The sequence below is a fragment of the Stenotrophomonas sp. YJH_SMC_25 genome, assembly GCF_059369595.1.
Map to the genome: position 1 here is coordinate 1 of NZ_JCAFSV010000027.1, position 17,617 is coordinate 17,617.

Annotated in this window: 14 protein-coding genes and 3 pseudogenes; 1 reads left to right on the plus strand and 16 read right to left on the minus strand. The window is 62.0% G+C overall.

What is annotated here, in order from left to right; all coding sequences use genetic code 11:
• A pseudogene (locus AC5P7E_RS20620) lies at nt 1-299 on the minus strand (integrase core domain-containing protein); the annotation flags it as partial.
• Between the two features lie 92 nt (nt 300-391).
• On the opposite strand from AC5P7E_RS20620, the gene AC5P7E_RS20625 reads away from it, so the two are divergent.
• The gene (locus AC5P7E_RS20625) at nt 392-1,669 is read left to right on the plus strand and encodes an IS110 family RNA-guided transposase (RefSeq protein WP_005409655.1); all 1,278 of its coding nucleotides are present in this window, start codon (nt 392-394) and stop codon (nt 1,667-1,669) included.
• Nucleotides 1,670-1,893: 224 nt separating this feature from the next.
• Here the strand turns inward: AC5P7E_RS20625 and AC5P7E_RS20630 are convergent.
• From AC5P7E_RS20630 to AC5P7E_RS20700, 15 genes and pseudogenes are all read right to left on the minus strand, one after another.
• Nucleotides 1,894-2,705, minus strand: a pseudogene (locus AC5P7E_RS20630) (IS3 family transposase); the annotation flags it as partial.
• A 61-nt stretch (nt 2,706-2,766) separates the two neighbouring features.
• Nucleotides 2,767-3,240 carry a heat resistance protein PsiE-GI gene (psiE-GI, locus tag AC5P7E_RS20635; RefSeq protein ID WP_114618409.1) on the minus strand — a complete coding sequence of 158 codons (474 nt, stop codon included), beginning with the start codon at nt 3,238-3,240 and terminating at the stop codon, nt 2,767-2,769.
• The gene (kefB-GI, locus tag AC5P7E_RS20640; RefSeq protein WP_005409659.1) at nt 3,237-4,952 is read right to left on the minus strand and encodes a heat resistance system K+/H+ antiporter KefB-GI; all 1,716 of its coding nucleotides are present in this window, start codon (nt 4,950-4,952) and stop codon (nt 3,237-3,239) included. Before kefB-GI ends, psiE-GI begins: the two co-directional genes overlap by 4 nt.
• A gap of 3 nt (nt 4,953-4,955) precedes the next feature.
• Complete coding sequence (trx-GI, locus tag AC5P7E_RS20645) at nt 4,956-5,396, minus strand: heat resistance system thioredoxin Trx-GI (protein ID WP_005409660.1); 441 nt, start codon at nt 5,394-5,396, stop codon at nt 4,956-4,958.
• Nucleotides 5,386-6,531 carry a hypothetical protein gene (locus AC5P7E_RS20650; RefSeq protein ID WP_005409661.1) on the minus strand — a complete coding sequence of 382 codons (1,146 nt, stop codon included), beginning with the start codon at nt 6,529-6,531 and terminating at the stop codon, nt 5,386-5,388. The genes trx-GI and AC5P7E_RS20650 overlap by 11 nt, the downstream gene beginning before the upstream one ends.
• 79 nt (nt 6,532-6,610) lie before the next feature.
• Nucleotides 6,611-7,222, minus strand: coding sequence for an HdeD family acid-resistance protein (locus AC5P7E_RS20655; RefSeq protein WP_005409662.1), 612 nt, complete (start codon nt 7,220-7,222; stop codon nt 6,611-6,613).
• Nucleotides 7,223-7,311: 89 nt separating this feature from the next.
• A complete protein-coding gene (gene yfdX2, locus AC5P7E_RS20660; protein WP_005409663.1) occupies nt 7,312-8,199 on the minus strand; it encodes a heat resistance protein YfdX2 in 888 nt (295 codons plus the stop codon).
• 101 nt (nt 8,200-8,300) lie between these two features.
• Nucleotides 8,301-9,215 (minus strand): heat resistance protein YfdX1, encoded by a 915-nt coding sequence (gene yfdX1, locus AC5P7E_RS20665; protein ID WP_005409664.1) that lies wholly within the window; start codon nt 9,213-9,215, stop codon nt 8,301-8,303.
• Between the two features lie 22 nt (nt 9,216-9,237).
• Nucleotides 9,238-9,696: a small heat shock protein sHSP20-GI gene (gene hsp20-GI, locus AC5P7E_RS20670; protein WP_005409665.1), complete on the minus strand. Its 459-nt coding sequence runs from the start codon at nt 9,694-9,696 to the stop codon at nt 9,238-9,240.
• Nucleotides 9,697-9,783: 87 nt separating this feature from the next.
• The gene (gene ftsH / locus AC5P7E_RS20675; RefSeq protein WP_005409666.1) at nt 9,784-11,601 is read right to left on the minus strand and encodes an ATP-dependent zinc metalloprotease FtsH; all 1,818 of its coding nucleotides are present in this window, start codon (nt 11,599-11,601) and stop codon (nt 9,784-9,786) included.
• A 27-nt stretch (nt 11,602-11,628) separates the two neighbouring features.
• Nucleotides 11,629-13,059 carry a cardiolipin synthase gene (cls, locus tag AC5P7E_RS20680; RefSeq protein ID WP_005409667.1) on the minus strand — a complete coding sequence of 477 codons (1,431 nt, stop codon included), beginning with the start codon at nt 13,057-13,059 and terminating at the stop codon, nt 11,629-11,631.
• 17 nt (nt 13,060-13,076) lie between these two features.
• Nucleotides 13,077-15,926, minus strand: a complete 2,850-nt coding sequence (gene clpK, locus AC5P7E_RS20685) for a heat shock survival AAA family ATPase ClpK (protein ID WP_005409668.1) — start codon at nt 15,924-15,926, stop codon at nt 13,077-13,079.
• 97 nt (nt 15,927-16,023) lie between these two features.
• Complete coding sequence (locus AC5P7E_RS20690) at nt 16,024-16,593, minus strand: Hsp20/alpha crystallin family protein (protein ID WP_005409669.1); 570 nt, start codon at nt 16,591-16,593, stop codon at nt 16,024-16,026.
• A 35-nt stretch (nt 16,594-16,628) separates the two neighbouring features.
• Nucleotides 16,629-16,910, minus strand: coding sequence for a helix-turn-helix domain-containing protein (locus AC5P7E_RS20695; RefSeq protein WP_032961707.1), 282 nt, complete (start codon nt 16,908-16,910; stop codon nt 16,629-16,631).
• A gap of 158 nt (nt 16,911-17,068) precedes the next feature.
• Nucleotides 17,069-17,260, minus strand: a pseudogene (locus AC5P7E_RS20700) (IS3 family transposase); the annotation flags it as partial.
• Nucleotides 17,261-17,617 lie beyond the last annotated feature (357 nt).

The window sequence follows — 17,617 nt, forward strand, 5'->3', positions numbered from 1 at the left end:
AAGGTTACTGCGTTGTCGGCTTGTTGTGCTCGGTGGTTGGCAGCGAACTGGGCAGGCGGGATTCGACCGCAGCTGCTGTGTGGTCGCACCTGGTTGTAGTCGCGTCGCCAGTCGGCGATGACCTGGCGGGCTTGGGCGAGCGAGGTGAACCAGTGTTCGTTGAGGCACTCGTCCCTGAACTTGCCGTTGAAGCTCTCGATGTAGCCGTTCTGCATGGGCCTGCCCGGCTCGATCAACAGGTGCTTGATGCCGTGGCGTTGCGTCCATGCGATGAAGGCCCGGCTGGTGAACTCGGGGCCGTAGTACATCTGGAAGCATCCCCATGACGTGGGCAGCCACCGTCTCCAAGGTCATCCTGAGGGTTCTCACACACCACAGGAGCTTGCCGACGATGACTGCCCAGCCCAATGCTACGCCTGCGGCCACGTGGGTCGCGATTGATATTGCCAAGCGTCACCATGCCGTCCTGATTGAAACGCCTGACGGCAAGCAGCAGCAGTTTCGGATGGCCAGCTCGATGGAAGAGCACGATCGTCTGGTCGCTCTGCTGCGTGGATTACCCCAGCCTGCCAGGATCGCCATGGAACCCACTGGAGACTGCCATCGAACGCTGGCTTTCCGGCTTCTCACGGAAGGCTTCGACGTTTGCCTTGTCTCATCAGTCGCTGGCGCCCGCTACCGCGAAGCAATGTTCAACTCATGGGACAAGAACGACCCGAAAGATGCCCGCGTGATTCTCGCACTGCTCAAGCAGGGCATGACGCTGCGCTACATTGATCCCTTGCTGGCCGGGCACCACGGATTGCAGGAGCTGTCCAAGACTCACTATCAGATCAGCCTGGCAAGGACGCGACTGCAGCACAGCTTGATGACGCACTATCTGCCGCTGTACTTTCCCGAAATCGAGCGCTACTTCGACAGCGCACATGCGGACTGGTTCGCCCGCTTCATGCTCCGCTTTCCTACTGCGGCATCAATCCAACAGCGTGACTACGAGACGTTCCGCAAGGAGGCGTGGGACCTGGTGGGGCGCAAGGTCAACAAGGCGGCATGGCTACGCGAACTATATGAAATCGCCCTGCGAAGCATTGGCTTGCCTGTCGCCGATGACTCGCTCGAGGTTCAGAGCTTCCGCCTGCAATTGCAGCGCTTCCAGGAGCTGGTCCAGCAGCGCGACCGGCTCGCGGAACAGGCGCACCAGACCCTTTCGGGGCGCCCAGACTATGAGTCGCTGCGTTCGATTCCGGGTATTGGACCTGTGCTTGCACTGACCATTCTGGCCGAGGCTGGCGACCTGCGTCGCTTCGCCCACCATCGCCAGTTCCTGAAGTACTGCGGCCTCGATCTGGCCAAGTGCCAATCAGGCCAATACAAGGGCCAGGAGCGGCTGTCCAAGCGCGGCAATGCGCGCCTTCGCTTCGCCTTCTGGTTTGCCGCCACAGTGGCCATCCGGATGCGGGAGAACAGCTTCCGGGAGAAGTACGAGCGCTACATCCGGAACGATCCATCCAACGCCGACCGCAAAAGAAAAGCACTGACTGCCGTGGCCGCGAAGATGGCGCGTGTCGCCTATGGCCTGGTCAAGCAACAAACCCAATACCGCTGCTACTTCGAAAATGCTTTACCCCGTGGATCGACCCCTCTCCGTAGGGCCGTCGGGACCTCTTAGGATCCTGTAGATAATGCTCGGGCCTTCCACGGGACTCCATGCTGTTTTAGGCACGTTCGAGGCCGTTCTGGACCTCGTGTTCACTATGGTCAGACCAGGAGACCCTGAAGACGTGGAAGCCCACGGGACTTGGTGCAAATAGCGGTGCGACTTGCCTGACCGGACGTCAGCGACGTCCGCGGATCCGTTCGCTCCCAATTTGTTGTTGACTCCAGAGTTAGCACGTTGTCCGTGCGTACGGCCCGCGGGTAGCCCCGGAAGCAGGCGGCCTGGTCGAGGACCCGGACGACGTAGGCGCCACCCATGCCATGGTCAACCGTGATGTCCACGCACTCGTGGGTGAAGTCGTCGGCCACGGTCAGGCACTTGAGCCGCCGGGCGTTGGCCAGGGCGTCGCTGACGAAGTCCATGCTCCAGACCTGGTTGGGCGCCGTAGCGATCGCCAGAGGCTGTCGCTCAAGCGGGGGGCGCTTGGCCTTCTTGCGTCGGCGCACGGCGAGGCTGGCCTCGCTGTAGAGCCGATAGACCTTCTTGTGGTTCACGTCTGGGAACTCCGGGCGCAGCAGGTCGTGCAGGCGGCGATAGCCGAACCTGCGGCGGATCTGGGCCAGTTCGATGATCCGTGCCGACAGTGCCTGGGTGGCAGGCGTCGGCACGGGCGGGTGGCGGAAGGCATCGCGGGACAGCCCCGCAAGGCGGCAAGCCCGGCGCTCGCTCAACACCGTCTGGTCGAGCATGCGTCGGACTGCCTCGCGCTTGCGTTGCGGGGCTAGCGTTTTACCCCGAAGCCGATCTTCAGCACCTCGATGTCCAAATGGGCGTCGGCCAGCAACCGCTTGAGCCGGTTGTTCTCGGCTTCCAGCTCCTTCAGGCGCTTGGCGTCCTCGGCCTCCATGCCGCCGTACTTGGCCCGCCAGGCGTAGAAGCTGGCGGGGCTGAAGCCGTGCTGGCGGCCCAGTTCCGCGACTGCCATGCCGGCCTCGGCCTGCTTGATGAATCCGATGATCTGTTCGGTGGTGAAGCGACTCTTGCGCATGTCCGTCCTCTCGGGTTGACGGACTTTACAGCTTCACGTGGTACGGCTCAGTGGGGGCAGGTCAAGAGGTCTCGGCGGCGCGCTCGCCGCGCTCGCGCAGCAGCCAGTAGGTCGCACCCAGAGCCAGCGTGGCGCCTGCCAGCGCGGCTATCTTTGCGGGGCTCGCCTCGGGGTCAAGGATCACGAACTTGCGCGCCAGCGCGATCAGACCGATGAGGATCACGGTCTTGACCTGGATGATGCTGTCCCGACGCAGCGCCACGCGCACAATGGAATGCTTGAACTCCATCGCGATCAAGAGCGTCATGATCATGCCGAACACACTCTGGAATACCTTGTGATCCAGGGGATTGAAGGCATCGAGGACCAGCAGCGTGAAGACGATGGCGATGAGCTGGAACAGCGACACCACGATGATGACGGCAATTACCGCCGACAGAACGAGGGCGACGACCTGCTCGAAGCGATCGTATAAACTCATGATGGCCCATTGGTCACGGAAGACCTGAAATGGATTGCGGCCTGTTGACTTCATGCAGATGGACTCCCTGCGACATTGCCGCTGTCGAGACGGCGGCGCATCGCACTGATGTTTCGTTCGACGAGCTCGGCCGACATGCCAAGCGACGACATCACCTGTTCCGCCAGCCCAAGGGCCGCGGCAAAGGATTGCTGGTGTACATGCACGTTGGGCATGGCGCGAAGTGCATCGGCCGCGGTCGTACTTCTGCATGACACCCACAAGGTCAGCGCCGGACGGCGCTCGGCAATCGCCTGGGCGATGCGCAGCACTTGCTGGGCATGGTCGAACGTGAGCACCACCAGACGCGCTTGCGCCAACCCGGCAGCCAGCAAGGTATCGGGGCGACTGGCATCGCCATGGAACACCGGCGCGCCGGCGGCACGTGCGGCCTCGACCTTCTGCTCGTCTGCTTCCAGCAGCAGATGCGCCACGCCCGCGTGTCGAAGAATTTCGCTGACTGTCAGGCCAAGCTCGCCTGCGCCGCAGATGATGACGTGGTCTCGAAATCGCGCTGTCTGCGCGGTGATCTCAACTTCTTCAGCCTGGGGTGGCTGAATGACGCCGCCGGTGCGGCTCAAGAACCGGGCAAGTACATCGTGATGGCGGATCAGCAGCGGTGCCAAGGCCATGCTGAGCACCAGCGCGACCAGCATGGGTTGTACGACGGTCGCGGGAATCAGATGCTGCTGCAAGACCATGCCCAACAACAGCAGGGCGAACTCGCCGCCATGCCCCAACGCTATGCCCGTGCGCCAGGCATCGAAGGCGGACAGGCGCGTCGCCCGCAAGGCCAGGGTGTTGAGCCCGATCTTGACCGGTACCAGCACTGCCAGCCACGCGAACACCGCCAGTGGTGCCGAAAGAATCTGCGCTCCGTCCAACTGCAGGCCGATGGTCACGAAGAACACCCCCGACAACACATCGCGAAACGGTTTGAGGTGGCTTTCCATGTGGTGACGGAAGTCGCTCTCGCCCAGCACCATGCCGGCCAAAAACGCACCCAGGGCGGCGGATACGCCGACCGCGTGTGCAGCAGCGGCGGCAGCCACCACCACGCACAAGGAAACCAGCACGAAGGATTCTTCGTGGCCCTGCCGCGCCACCCAGCCCAGCAGGCCATGCAACAGACGACGGGAGGCGAGGGCCGCTGCCGCGAACAACATCAGCACGCCCAACACTTCGAGCAGCACGCTCTCGATCTTCGGCGACTCGCCGCGCGCCCAGATCGCCAGCAGGGCCAGCAGGGGCACGCTGGCCAGGTCCTGAAAGACCAGCACGGCGATGGCGCTGCGGCCGTGGCGGGTGGTGAGCTCGCCTTGGTCGGCCAGCTGTCGGCTGACCAGCGCCGTGGACGACATGGCCGCCGCAGTGCTGAGCAACGCAGCGCACTGAACTGGCTGTCCCAGCCACATCAACATCAAGGTCAGTGGCGTGGCGACAGCGATCATCTGCAAGCTGCCGGCCGCCAATACGGTTTTACGGGAAAGCCAGAAGTGCCCGAGGGAGAACTCCAGCCCAACCATGAACAGCAGCAGGGCCACGCCCAGCTCGGACAGAAAATCAAGCGCTTCTCCCGGCGCGACTACACCGCTGACCGACGGGCCCAGCAAGGCGCCGACGGCGAGGTAACCCAGCAAGGCGGGTACTCTGAACGCCGCCGTCGCCACCGCCGCGAGACTGCATGCCGCCAGCAGGATCAGGGTGGCGCCGAGCAAGTCCTGCATCGGTCAGCGCCCCACCTGTGCAGATGCCCAGCGCACGATGTCCTGCGCGCCCATGGCGCCCGCCTGACGCCCGATCTCCCGCCCACCTTGGAACAGGGCGAGCGTCGGAATGCTGCGGATGCCGAACTGCGCGGCCAGGTGGGGTTCTGCCTCGGTATTGACCTTGGCCAGCCTGACCCTGGGTTCGAGCTGACGCGCCGCTTGCTGGAACTGCGGGGCCATCATCTTGCACGGCCCGCACCAAGGTGCCCAGAAATCTACCAACAGTGGCAGGTCGCTGCGCTCCACGTGGCGCGAGAACGTCGCCGTGGTCAACTCGATGGGTTCGCCCGTGAACAAGGGCTGCTGGCAGCGGCCGCAGTTGGGATGTTCCGATAGCTTCGCAGTCGGTACGCGGTTGATGGACTGGCAATGCGGACAGACGAGGTGAAGATCATTCTTCATGGTTCGCCTCCTTGGACCACAGTGAGGCTGCCGCGCTTCGGGTCACAGACAATGCCGACCAATCAACGCCTTGGAGCCAATCGTTCCCGTCTTTGCTTACTCCGGCCTCTTCCAAATGAGCAGCGATGAACGCTTCGGCCTGCATGAGCCACCTTTGGACAGTATCTTCCTTACTAGGAATCAGTAGGATTTCAGAGACGCTGCTGGCATCCAGCCCGTCCACACGGATAAGCAGAAAAATGCGCCGCCACAAACGCGGCATGTCCTTCAGCAGGTCGAATGCAAAAGCGAACTCGCTCGACCGATCAACTAGCTCCTGCTGTTCCGCGATCGTTGCGGCATCGGGATGCTGACTGTCAGCGATGATATCGGCCAGCCTGAGTGTGTCATCGGGCTGATAAAATTCGAAGACTTCCTCTTCCACCATGGCCTCGGCGACGTCCTGGGCATCCGCTTCGACCGGCGCGTCCAGAGAAACGAATTCGCCAAATTGCCGGCTGTTTGCCACTTCGTGATCCAGCACGGCGAACAGATGCTTCAGAAGACCGAAGTAAGCCGCTTTTTCTTCCGGCACGGATTGCCATTCCACCTCAGCTTGGACAATCGCTTCATCCACCACGTCGCGCAGCGTCGGATAATCGCGCGGTAAATCGCCGACGGCACGCAGATAAGCCAGCTCACGCCTTGCGACAGCCTCAAGTTTCGACAGTAGAGGCATTCGGGTCACTTTGGCCTCATGGGCGGCTGACGCGGGTTTTGCGGCAATTCGCACCTTGAGCTCGCGCAAGCGCTCGCGTCGTGCTTTGCGCTTGATCTGGTCCTGAGCATGCAGCCGGTCAAAATGCTTCTTGGCCTGACGGCACAACGACTGTGCGAGCATCTGCGCGAGGGGCGTCAGCTCGTCATGTGATGCAGTAACGCTGACAATCTTTCTGCCGGGCAGGTGCATATAGCCACTGGCCAGAAATTGCCGCTTGGTCTTGTCGCGATCAAGGACGATTCGAAGTCGCACTGAATCTTTAGTGTGTTTGTCGAGCAATGGCTTGAGGGCGTGCTCGACCGCATTTCCCAAAGCTCTCTGCCATGGTTCATGAAACTCTTTGTCGACAGCTCGATAGCTATATTGCGTCTGCATGTATGACTCCTTTGATGTCATTTCTATGGAGTCACGAACCGAAAATGCTCATATCCATAGAATTTAGTTTGACCCGCTCTTATCCCTGGCGCGTTCTGCGAAGACGCCAACTCAAGAACAAAAGCGTGACACCATAGACTGCCGCATAGAAGCCCAGCAGCCAGCCTGCGGCCAGGAATGACTCGGCCGGACGGGAGAAGAATATCCACAAGACGATAGCGCCAAGGACTATCGAGAGCAGTCCACTGAAGGCAAGCCAGATTTCACCCTTGATTTCTTGACGCAGCCGAACCGCGGCGGATATCTCCAGCACACCGGTGAAAATCGCCCAGACCCCCACGCTAGCCCATAAAAAAGAAGCCATGACCATCGTGGCGACCAAAGGAGCAACCAGGACGACAACGCCGGTAAGCATGCCGACAATGCCGCTGAACAGCAGCCAGCCCCAGCGCTCTTTTTTCTGGATATGGCGCACCGCTGCAACCAAGTTGAAAGCGCCATTGACCAAGGAGAATGCGCCGAACACTAAGGTCGTGGCCAACAGAGCCGATTGTGGCATCCAGAACGCAAGGGCTGCGAAAATCAATGCCAAGACACCGCGCAGCGCAAAAAGCCACCAATTTTGGCTCAGCGAACACAGTGCTTTGGTGGGGTCATCCGCATTGGAATTGGCGATGGTGTCTGTGTTCATGCAATATCTCCTAAAGACCTATACGAGATGAAAAATCAAACACTCATGGGACAAGAGAGGGGGCGCTATGCGCCCCCTCTCCAGCGGTTTCAGAACAACCTGGACAGTTTTGCCTTGACTTCATCGAGCCAGCCTTTTCCGCCGCCTCCCCCTCCCGTCTTCTGCTTGATTTTCTTGAGTTCATCGTACATGGACTCAAAGTCCTTCCTTTTTCCATAGCCCAGCAGTTCTGCCATTTCCAACTGCTGCCGGGCTTCGTTCAACAATGTCTCCAGGCGCTCATTGGATGCTTCGCTGCGCTGACCATCTTCTACCAGGGGCTCGGCGCGCTTCAGGAGCAGCCTGGCGCGCAGGGCGGGCAGCGGATGCACGCTGCGCGTCTCGACCAGCGTGCTGAGCGCTGCCTGCAGCGCGGCTTTGGCTTCTTCGATCTTGCCCTGATCGATCAGCGGCACGACTGACTTCACGGCTGCGGGATAGGACGCCAGAGGGATGTTGGTGACCGCGATCACGATCTCACTGGCCAGCAAAGCCAGCACGTGACGTGCCTGTTGCACCTCGCCATGTTTGAGGGCATCCAGCGCCTCGTCGGTCATCGCCTCAATGGTGTCCGTGTTGGCGAACAGGTCGTGCACGATGGTGCGCACATCAACGGGGGCCAGGGCGAGCGTGGGTTCGCGCGCAACGATCAGCTCCAGCTTTCCCGTCACTTCGGCCAGCGTTGCCAATGCGCGTGCAGCGTCCTTGCCGTCAAGTGCGGCCAGCGCTGATTTGGTCAGCGCCAAGGCCGAGACGGCCTCATCGAGGACTTGTTTACGTTTGTCTGCCGCCTGCGAGTCCGTTTCCTTCTGAACCTCAGGCTGTACCTCCGTGACGACTTCAGGCTTGGCCTCTGGACTGACAGGAAGGCTGCTTACCGCGGCCTGTTCGTTTATTTCTTTGTTCGTCGCATTGGGATTCGATGTTTGCTCATTCATGGTGATATGTCTCGTATGAGTTAGTGAAAATAGGCGAATCTATTGGGCTGACTGCGCCCATCGCGAGACTAGCCGATGGTGCAGTCAGCTCCTTCACCACATCAAGACAGCCTTTGGATGCGCATCTTCAACTCGTCGAACCACCCCTTGCCGCTTTTTCCTCCGGCGGATTTCTGCTCGATAGCCTTCACCTGATCGAAGATGGGCTTGAAGTCCGCCTTCTTGCCATAACCCAGGATCTGCGCCAGCTCGATCTCCGTGCGCACGTAGGCCAGCAGGGCGCTGAGCTCCTCGCTCTGTTTGGCATTGCGCTTGCCGGTCTCGGCCAGCTTTTCCGCTTTTGCCATCGCGGCTTCGGCCCGTAGCACGGGCAGAGGAAAGGCGACCGAGGTCATCACCATCGTGTTCAGCGCTCGGGCGAGCACCGCCTTGGCATCGTCAATCTTGCCGCTGTCGATGAGCCGTGCGGCCGACTTGATCGCTGCCGGGTACGTTGCCATCGGCAGGTTGTCGGTTTCGATCACGATTTCGCTGGCAAGATTGGCGACGATGGGCCGTGCCTTTTGCACCTCGCCATCATCCAACAACTCCCGAGACAACTTGACCGCTTTCTTGACCGATTCCACGTCGGCGTGGATGTCATGGGTGATGACGCGTACATCGACGGGCGCCAAAGCAAGTTTTGGGTCACGCGCCAATACCAGTTCCAGCTTTCCGCTGGCCAGTTCCAGCGCAGCGAGCGCCTCCTTGGTCTTCCTTGCATCAAGGAGGATCAATGCCTCATGGGTCTTGGCCAGCGCAGTGATTGCATCTTGGGCGAGTTTGGCGCGCTTTCCCGCGGCTTCCCGGGCGACCTTGTCATCTACCTGTGGCTGTGCCGCCTTGGATGCGGCAGAGGGTGCTGCAGCACCTGGGCTAGAACCTGCCGCCGATTGGGCCAGAGCCGGTCCGCTCAGTCCGACGACGACCGCCAGGGCAAGTGCGGAGAAGATGTATTGTGGCTGTTTGATATTCATGATCTTGGGCTCCTGATTGAAGTTAGTTGACTGAGATTTCAATCTGTTTCGGTTTGGCTTGCTCGGCCTTGACAAGCCGCACTTCCAGCACGCCGTCTTTCATCGAAGCCGTCACCTTGGTCGGATCAACGTTGTCAGGCAAGACAAAGCTGCGCACAAAGCGGCCATACGCACGTTCGATGCGGTGGAACTTCTTGCCCTGCTCCTCTTTTTCCAGTTTGCGCTCGCCGCTGATGGTGAGCACGCCGTTTTCCGCGCTGACGCGCACGGCATCCTTGGGGACCTCCGGCAGATCCAGCTTGAGGATGAATGCGTTCTCATCCTCGCTGACGTCCACCATTGGTGCCCAGTCCGCCGTGGTCATGGCTTCGTTGCCGGTACGGGCGCCCTGTCGCTGGGGTGTCCGTCCCAACATCGTCGCCAGGCGGTTTTGCAATTCATCCAGCTCCCGGAAGGGGTCCCACGGAGTCAATGCAGACATATCGGTTCTCCTTGAACAATGCCGGCGAATTGGATGACGCACTGAACAGAGCCGTCGGCTTACTCTGAATGGCACCTACTACTGTTTTCAGTTCCGAGCAAGTCCTTGAGTCAATTGACGGATATCGCTTTCGTCGAGCGTTTCCCGCGCCAGCAGCTCGCGCGCGCAGCGCTCCAGCACTTCTCGGTTGATTTCGAGAATTCGGTATGCACGATCAAACACACCCATCACGATGTCACGGATGGCTTGGTCGATGCGTGTCTGAGTCGATTCGGCTACCCGGCAGCCACCCTGAACCAGTTCAGGCGCATCAAGAAAACGCGGCCTCTGTGCCTCAAAAGCAACGTACCCCAAGCCCTCATCCATGCCGAAGCGTGTAATCATGTCGCGGGCGATGTCGGTGGCCCGCGCGAGATCGTCTGCGGCACCGGTCGACAGTTCGCCAAACACCAACTTCTCTGCGGCGCGCCCGCCCAACAGCACGGCGATCTTGTACTCCAGATCGGCGCGCGTCATCAGGAAGCGGTCTTCGGTGGGGCGTTGCAGGGTGTAGCCCAGCGCGCCGATGCCGCGCGGGATGATCGAGATCTTGTGCACGGGGTCGGTGCCGGGCAGCGCCAGCGCCACCGGCGCATGGCCCATCTCGTGATAGGCCACGGTTTCCCGCTCCTTGGGATTGAGCACGCGGTTCTTCTTCTCCAGGCCCGCCACGATGCGCTCGATGGCGGCGGTGAAGTTTTGCAGTTCCACAGCCTGCGCCTTGCGCCGCGTCGCGTTCAGCGCTGCTTCGTTCACGAGATTGGCCAGATCAGCGCCGGAAAAGCCGGTGGTCAGCGCCGCCACCTGTTCCAGATCTACACCGTGGGCCAGGGTGATCTTCTTGACATGGACCTTCAGGATATCCAGGCGACCATTCTTGTCGGGCCGGTCCACCAGCACCTGACGGTCGAAGCGACCGGCGCGCAGCAGCGCCTGGTCGAGGATTTCGGGCCGGTTGGTGGCAGCCAGGATGATGAGCCCCACCGAACTGTCGAAGCCATCCATCTCGGTAAGCAACTGGTTCAAGGTCTGCTCGCGCTCGTCGTGGCCGCCGATGGGGCCGCCGACACCGCGCGCGCGGCCCAGTGCGTCGAGTTCGTCGATGAAGATGATGCCGGGCGCCTGCCCGCGCGCCTGCTCGAACAGGTCGCGCACGCGCGCCGCACCCACGCCGACGAACATCTCGACAAACTCTGATCCGGAGATGGAGAAGAAGGGCACCGCCGCCTCGCCGGCAACAGCCTTGGCCAGCAATGTCTTGCCGGTGCCCGGTGGGCCCACCAGCAACACGCCCTTGGGAATGCGCGCCCCGAGCCGTCCATACTCCTGCGGATTCTTGAGGAAATCGACGATCTCAACCAACTCCGCCTTGGCTTCATCGACGCCAGCGACATCGGCAAAGGTCACGCCAGTGTTCTTCTCCATGAATACCTTGGCGCGGCTCTTGCCGATGCTCAGGAAACCGCCCATGCCCTGCTTCTCGGCAAAGCGGCGGAACAGGAAGAACCAGACGCCGAAGAAGGCCACCGCCGGCAGAATCCAGGAGAGCACATCACGCAGCCAGGTGCTTTCCACCACCCGCGCGTAAGGCACGTCGTATTTGGACAGCCGCTCGGCCAGGTCGGGTTCGACACGGGTGGCCACGATGGTGGTCTTGCCCCGGCTGTCCGGTGATTTCAGGCGCCCGGTCACCGTGCGGTCCGACACCAGTACTTCGGCGACGCGCCCCTCGGCCAGCGCTTTCTCGAACTCACTATAGGGAACGGGTTCAACCGTCTTCGCCGCCTGCCAGTAGTTCTGCAGCGTCAGCAGCAACAGGCCGGCGACGATCCAGTAGCCGATGTTCCATTGATCTTTCTTTTCCATCGGCAATGTTCCTCGCAAGTCGTGTCGCTAGAGAATGGGGGTGAACAGACGGGCCACCCCGTCGCGCAAGCGGATGGCCAGCGGGCGGGCGCGCAACGCCATGGCCGATATCTCGTTCGATGCATCACGGGCGGCATCAAAAAGGGATTCCAGCCGCGTAGACAGCGCGGTGTCGTACACCTCCACATTGAACTCGAAGTTGAGGCGCAGGCTGCGCGCATCCCAGTTGGCCGAACCCAGGCAGCACCACTGGCCGTCTATCAGCATCAGCTTGCTGTGGTCGAACGGGCCAGGACGTTCGAAGATGCGCACACCGTGCTCCAGCACCTGCCAGTAGTGGGCGCGCGCGGCCCATTGCACCGTGGGATGGTCACCGTTTGCGGGCGTCAGCACGTCGATACGCACCCCGCGCAACGCAGCCGTGCTAAGCGCCGCGATCATCGGCTGATCGGGGACGAAATAAGGTGTCCAGATGCGCACCGAATGCTTCGCCGCGCTCAAAGCGCCCATGAAGGTCCAGCGCATCCTGTCCAGGGCCTCGTCGGGACCGGCCTCGATGCCGCGCGCCCAAGAGGTCCCTTGCTCATCAGCCATTGCGGGCGATTCGCGCCAGAAACCCTCGCCGAGCTGCTCGCCCGTGGCATCGCACCAATCATCGGTGAAGCACTGCATCAGATGCGCAACCACCGGCCCGCGCAGACGAAAGTGCAAATCGTGACAGGCCTGGCCCGGCGCATCGGGCCGCCAATACGGGCTGCAGATATTCATGCCACCGGTGAAACCTGCCTCGCCATCGATCACCAGCAGCTTGCGGTGATTGCGCAGATGCGCGGCATGCAGGCGCGCGGGAATCAACGTCGGGTTGAACGTCGCCGCCGGAACGCCGGCGCGTTGCAAGGCGCGGTAGGCGCTGCGGGGCGTCCAGCGGGCATACACGTCGTCGATCAGCACCCGCACTTGCACGCCGCGCTCATGAGCCCGGCGCAGCGCATCGACGAACTGCGCCCCGATGCCTTGGCTGTCGAAGATGTACGAGGCCAAGGCGACGCTGTTCCGCGCCGATTCGATGGCGGCGAGCATGGCCGGGTAGGCCCGCTCGCCATCGACAAGCGGCTCGATGCGGTTGCCGCCGGTCAGCGACTGGCCGGTGGCGCGTCCTACCAGGTGCGCCAGGCCGGCAAGCGGCGGCGATACGGGCTCGGGCACCGTGGGCGAGAGATCCTGTCGAACAGCAAGATCCGTCCCCGGAAACAGCCGCCGTGCCCGCCGCTGGTAACGGTTGATGCCGAACAGCCCATACAGCAGCGAACCGCCCAGCGGCAACAAGGCGATCAGCAGTATCCACAGCGTGGCCGATCGAGGGTCACGCTTGTAGATGACCGCGTGCCCCGCCGTGGGGACAGCGACCGCCAGCGACACGAGGGTGGCTGCCCATGTCAGCCCGTTGGGGTCGGACACGATAGCCTCCTCATGACTCAAGATTCGCCGCCCGCCGGCTTCTTCTTGCGCTTAGGCTTGCTCTCGCCGTTCGGCGGTGCCTCGGCCACGTTCGCGGCATCGGACTTATCAGGCTCGGCCGGCTGCGCGGGTGGCTCCTTGCGCTCGAAGACGACGCGTTCGGCCTTGTCGTCCCAGCGGGCGCTGGCGTGATCGCCCTTGCCGATACCGCCACCCAGCATCTCGCGCGCCAATGCGGTCTCCAGTTCGCTGCGGATCAGCCGCTTGAGCTCACGCGCGCCGAACTCGGGCTTGTAGCCTTCCTCCGCGAAGTGATCGATCAAGGTCTGATCGAAGGTCAGCGTCACGCCCTGGCTGGCGGCGTTGCGGGCCACACGATCGAGCTGCAGGCCGACGATATGGCGGATCTCCTCCTTGCCCAGCGCATGGAAGACGATGATCTCGTCGATGCGGTTGAGGAACTCGGGGCGGAAGTGTCCGCGCAGCACGTCCATCACCTCGGACTTGGTCCTCTCGTATTCCTCGCCGGCGGCGCCACGGGCCTTCAGCCGACGCTGGATGATGTCCGAGCCCAGATTCGAGGTGGCGATGATGATGGTGTTGGTGAAATCCACCACCCGGCCCTTGCCGTCGGTGAGGCGACCGTCGTCGAACACCTGTAGCAGGATGTTGTAGACGTCGGGGTGCGCTTTTTCGATCTCGTCCAGCAGCAACACGCTGTAGGGCTTGCGACGCACCTTCTCGGTGAGCTGGCCGCCCTCGTCATAGCCCACATAACCCGGAGGCGCGCCCACCAGGCGTGCCACGGTATGGCGTTCCCCGTACTCGGACATGTCGATGCGCAGCAGCGCACCTTCATCGCCATAGATGGACTCGGCCAGCGCCTTGGCGAGCTCGGTCTTGCCCACGCCGGTCGGCCCGAGGAACAGAAAAGTCGCCACCGGCTTGCTGCCTTCGCGCAGGCCCGCGCGCGCCAGACGCACGGCATCGGCCACCGCGCGCACCGCTTCGTCCTGGCCCACCACGCGCTCGTGCAGCCGCTGCTCCAGATGCAGCAGCTTCTCGCGCTCTTCCACCGTCAGCTCGCTGACCGGGATGCCGGTCAGCCGCGAGACGATCTGCGCGACATGCTCGGCTTTGACCTCGGCGCTGCCCGAGGCGCGCTCGCGTTCCCATTCCTCGACGAGCTTCTTGAGTTCGGCCTCCTTGGCCTCGATGCGCTTGCCCAGCTCGGCGGCCTTGTCGTACTGCTTGCGCGAGGCCATGTAGTCCTGCTCACGCCGCAGCTGGTGCAGTTCGGCCTCCAGCTCCTGCACGGCAACCGGGCGGGCCGTGGCTGACAGCTTCACGCGTGCGGCTGCCTGGTCGAGCAGGTCGATGGCCTTGTCGGGCAGAAAGCGGGCGGTGATGTAACGGTCGGACAACTCGGCGGCGGCGATGATCGCGTCCTCTGTGATACTGACCTTGTGGTGCGCTTCGAACGTGTCGCGCAGGCCGCGCAGGATCATAATGGTCTGCGCTACCGTCGGCTCGGGCACCATCACCGGCTGGAAGCGACGCTCCAGCGCGGCATCCTTTTCGATGTACTTCTGATACTCGTTGAGCGTGGTGGCGCCGATCAGGTTCAGCTCGCCGCGCGCCATCATCGGCTTGAACACGTTGGCCACGTCCAGCCCGCCTTCGCCGCCACCCTGGCCGGCACCGACGATGGTGTGCACCTCGTCGATGAAGAGAATCAGCTCGCCCTGGTGCTCGGTCACTTCCTTGAGCACCTTCTGCACACGCTCCTCGAACTCGCCGCGGTACTTGGCGCCGGCCACCATGGCGTTGATGTTGAGTTCCACCAGGCGCTTGTCGCGCAGCGTCTCGGGCACCTCGCCTGCGACCATGCGCTGCGCCAGCCCTTCGACGATGGCGGTCTTGCCCACGCCAGGCTCGCCGATCAGCACCGGGTTGTTCTTCTTGCGCCGGGCCAGCACTTCGATGGTCGTCTCGATCTCCTGCGCGCGGCCGATGACCGGATCGAGCTTGCCCTCGCGCGCCATCTTGGTGAGGTCGCGCGAATACTTGTCGAGTTCCGGCGTATTGGTCGGCGTCTCGGCACGGCCGTCCTCGGCCCCCTTGCCGACCACCTTGCTCACCTGCTGGCGCAGCGCCTGCGGCGTGAGCCCGTAGCGGCGCAGCAGGTTGGCTGCCAAGCCTTCGCCTTCTTCGGCCAGGCCGATCAGAAAGTGCTCTGGCCCCACATAGGAATGACTCAACTCGTTGGAGGCCACGAAGGCACGGCTGAGCGCATCCTTGACACGTGGCGACACGCCGATCTCGCCTTCGAACGGCTTGTCGCCACGCTTGGCTTCGGATTCGATCTGCCGCTTGAGGTCATCGACCTTGATCTTGAACTGCCCCAGGATGGTCTTGACCACGTCGCTGTCGGTCAGCGCCAGCAGCAGGTGTTCGGTATCGACTTCGGGCCGGCCGAACTCGGCAGCATGTTTGGCGGCTTCCTGCAACAGGGCCTCAGACTGTTCGCTGATACGGCTGGCCAGCCCACTGCCGCGGCGGCGCGCCGTGCCCGCCGTTGCGGGAGCGGATTCGCCGAACGAGGCATCGACGACCTCGTCGGTATCGGCCGCCACGGACGGTGCATCGTCACCGATGCGGAAGAAGTCGCTGCCGAGGAAGTCTTCGAACAAACCGCTGCGCGAGCCAAACAGAGCCTCCAGCGGCGAGACGGTGCGCTTTTGCTGGCGCGCCAGTTGGCGATAGTGATCGTCACACAACAGCATGGTGCTGTGGCGACCATTGAGATTGGCTTCCACCCGCACCGTGGCGGGCTGGCCGCAGACTTGGCACTGCTTTCTGGCCATGCTGATGCTCCTTAAAGGGACTGATTTGACGAGGCACCGAAGGTCACGGCGCCTCGCCATTCACTTGGTTGTTTTTCGGAGGACGAGCCGATCGGCGTCAGCCGTTGATCGGGATCGAGCGCCCCTGCCTGGGGGCACTGGCCTCGCGCTTGTCCATCGTGATCGTGAGCACGCCGTTCTTGAAAGCGGCCTTGATCGTTTCCTGGTTGGCATCGGCCGGCAGATTCAGGGCGCGCTGAAAGCTGCCGTAGGAACGCTCCACGCGGTGGAAACCACCATCCTTCGTTTCCTGTTCCCGATGCTTCTCACCGCGCACCAGCAACACATCGTTATCGAGCGTGATCTGGATGTCCTTTTCCTCGACCCCGGGCACTTCCAGGGCGATCTTGTACTGCTTGTCGGTCTCCTGGATGTCCAGGGCCGGCTTCAGCAGGCCCGGCCACTCCGACGGCCAGCGTGGCATGGCCAGCGTCGGGAAACCGAAGCCTCGAAACGCGTCGTCGAACAGGCGATCGATCTCGCGATGCAATTGCAGGATGGGACTGACCGACCCACCCGCCACCGGCAGGTCATTGCGCTGCACCGGCAGCGAGGCAGTGCTCTGTTGTTCTTCCTGCTCCTTCTTGAACCAGTTCCAGGGAGCCAATTTCTTGAGATCAATGTCCATGTCACACCTCCAGAAGAAAAATTGAAGACTCTCGCTCACTCCGTTTGCCTGCGGCGACGGACAGCGCGCCCTGGCGACACGGGTTGTTCCGCTGACTTTGGCTGCTCATCCGTGCGTATCACCTCCTTCTTTCTGCCTGCTTGGGTCTGATCATTGATCCATCGATCGATTTCACTTTGACGAAACCGCCACGTCCCGCCGACCTTGAAGGCCGGAATGTCCCCGTGCGCGGCGAGCCGGTAAAGCGTCCGCTTGCCGACTTTCAAGTAGGCAGCCAACTCGTCGAGTGTGAAGATCGCCTGCTGGCGCGCTGTCATACCACCCCCACAAGTTCCGTCGTCACGCGGCCTCGCCTGAGGAAGTTCTTGCAAGACTTTGCAAGATATTGCGCTTACCATGCCGAAAGTCAAGCGTCAATATCCAGCGATCTGCTGGCTGAACCGCCCCGGAAATCCCGGAGGCTCGTTGGTGTGAGTCACGCCGCCATGGCGAGCTCACGGGTCTGCTGATAGTAGGCTGCTTCAGCTTCGGCTGGGGGGATGTTGCTGATCGGCTCCAGCAGGCGTCGAAGATTGAACCAGTTCACCCATTCCAGCGTGGCCAGCTCGACGGCCTCGAGGCTTTGCCAGGAGCGACGGTGGATCACCTCGGCCTTGTACAGTCCGTTGGCAATACCCTCAATCAGCAGATGTCCGCTTCGGGTCGCATCACGCCTTGATTCTTGACGTGGGAGAACCCTGACCACCCCCTTCATCAGGAGTAGGTCATGGCAATTCTTCACACATCTCAGCCCCACGAGCCTTGGAACAAGGGAAAGCTGATCGGACAGAAGGCTCCGCTCAAGCTGAAAGATATCTGGGCCATCCGGATCAGACTTCAGCTTTGACCTGCCCCCACTGGCCATACCAGTGATTACTGATAAAGCCCGGGGTTGAAGGTTACTGCGTTGTCGGCTTGTTGTGCTCGGTGGTTGGCAGCGAACTGGGCAGGCGGGATTCGACCGCAGCTGCTGTGTGGTCGCACC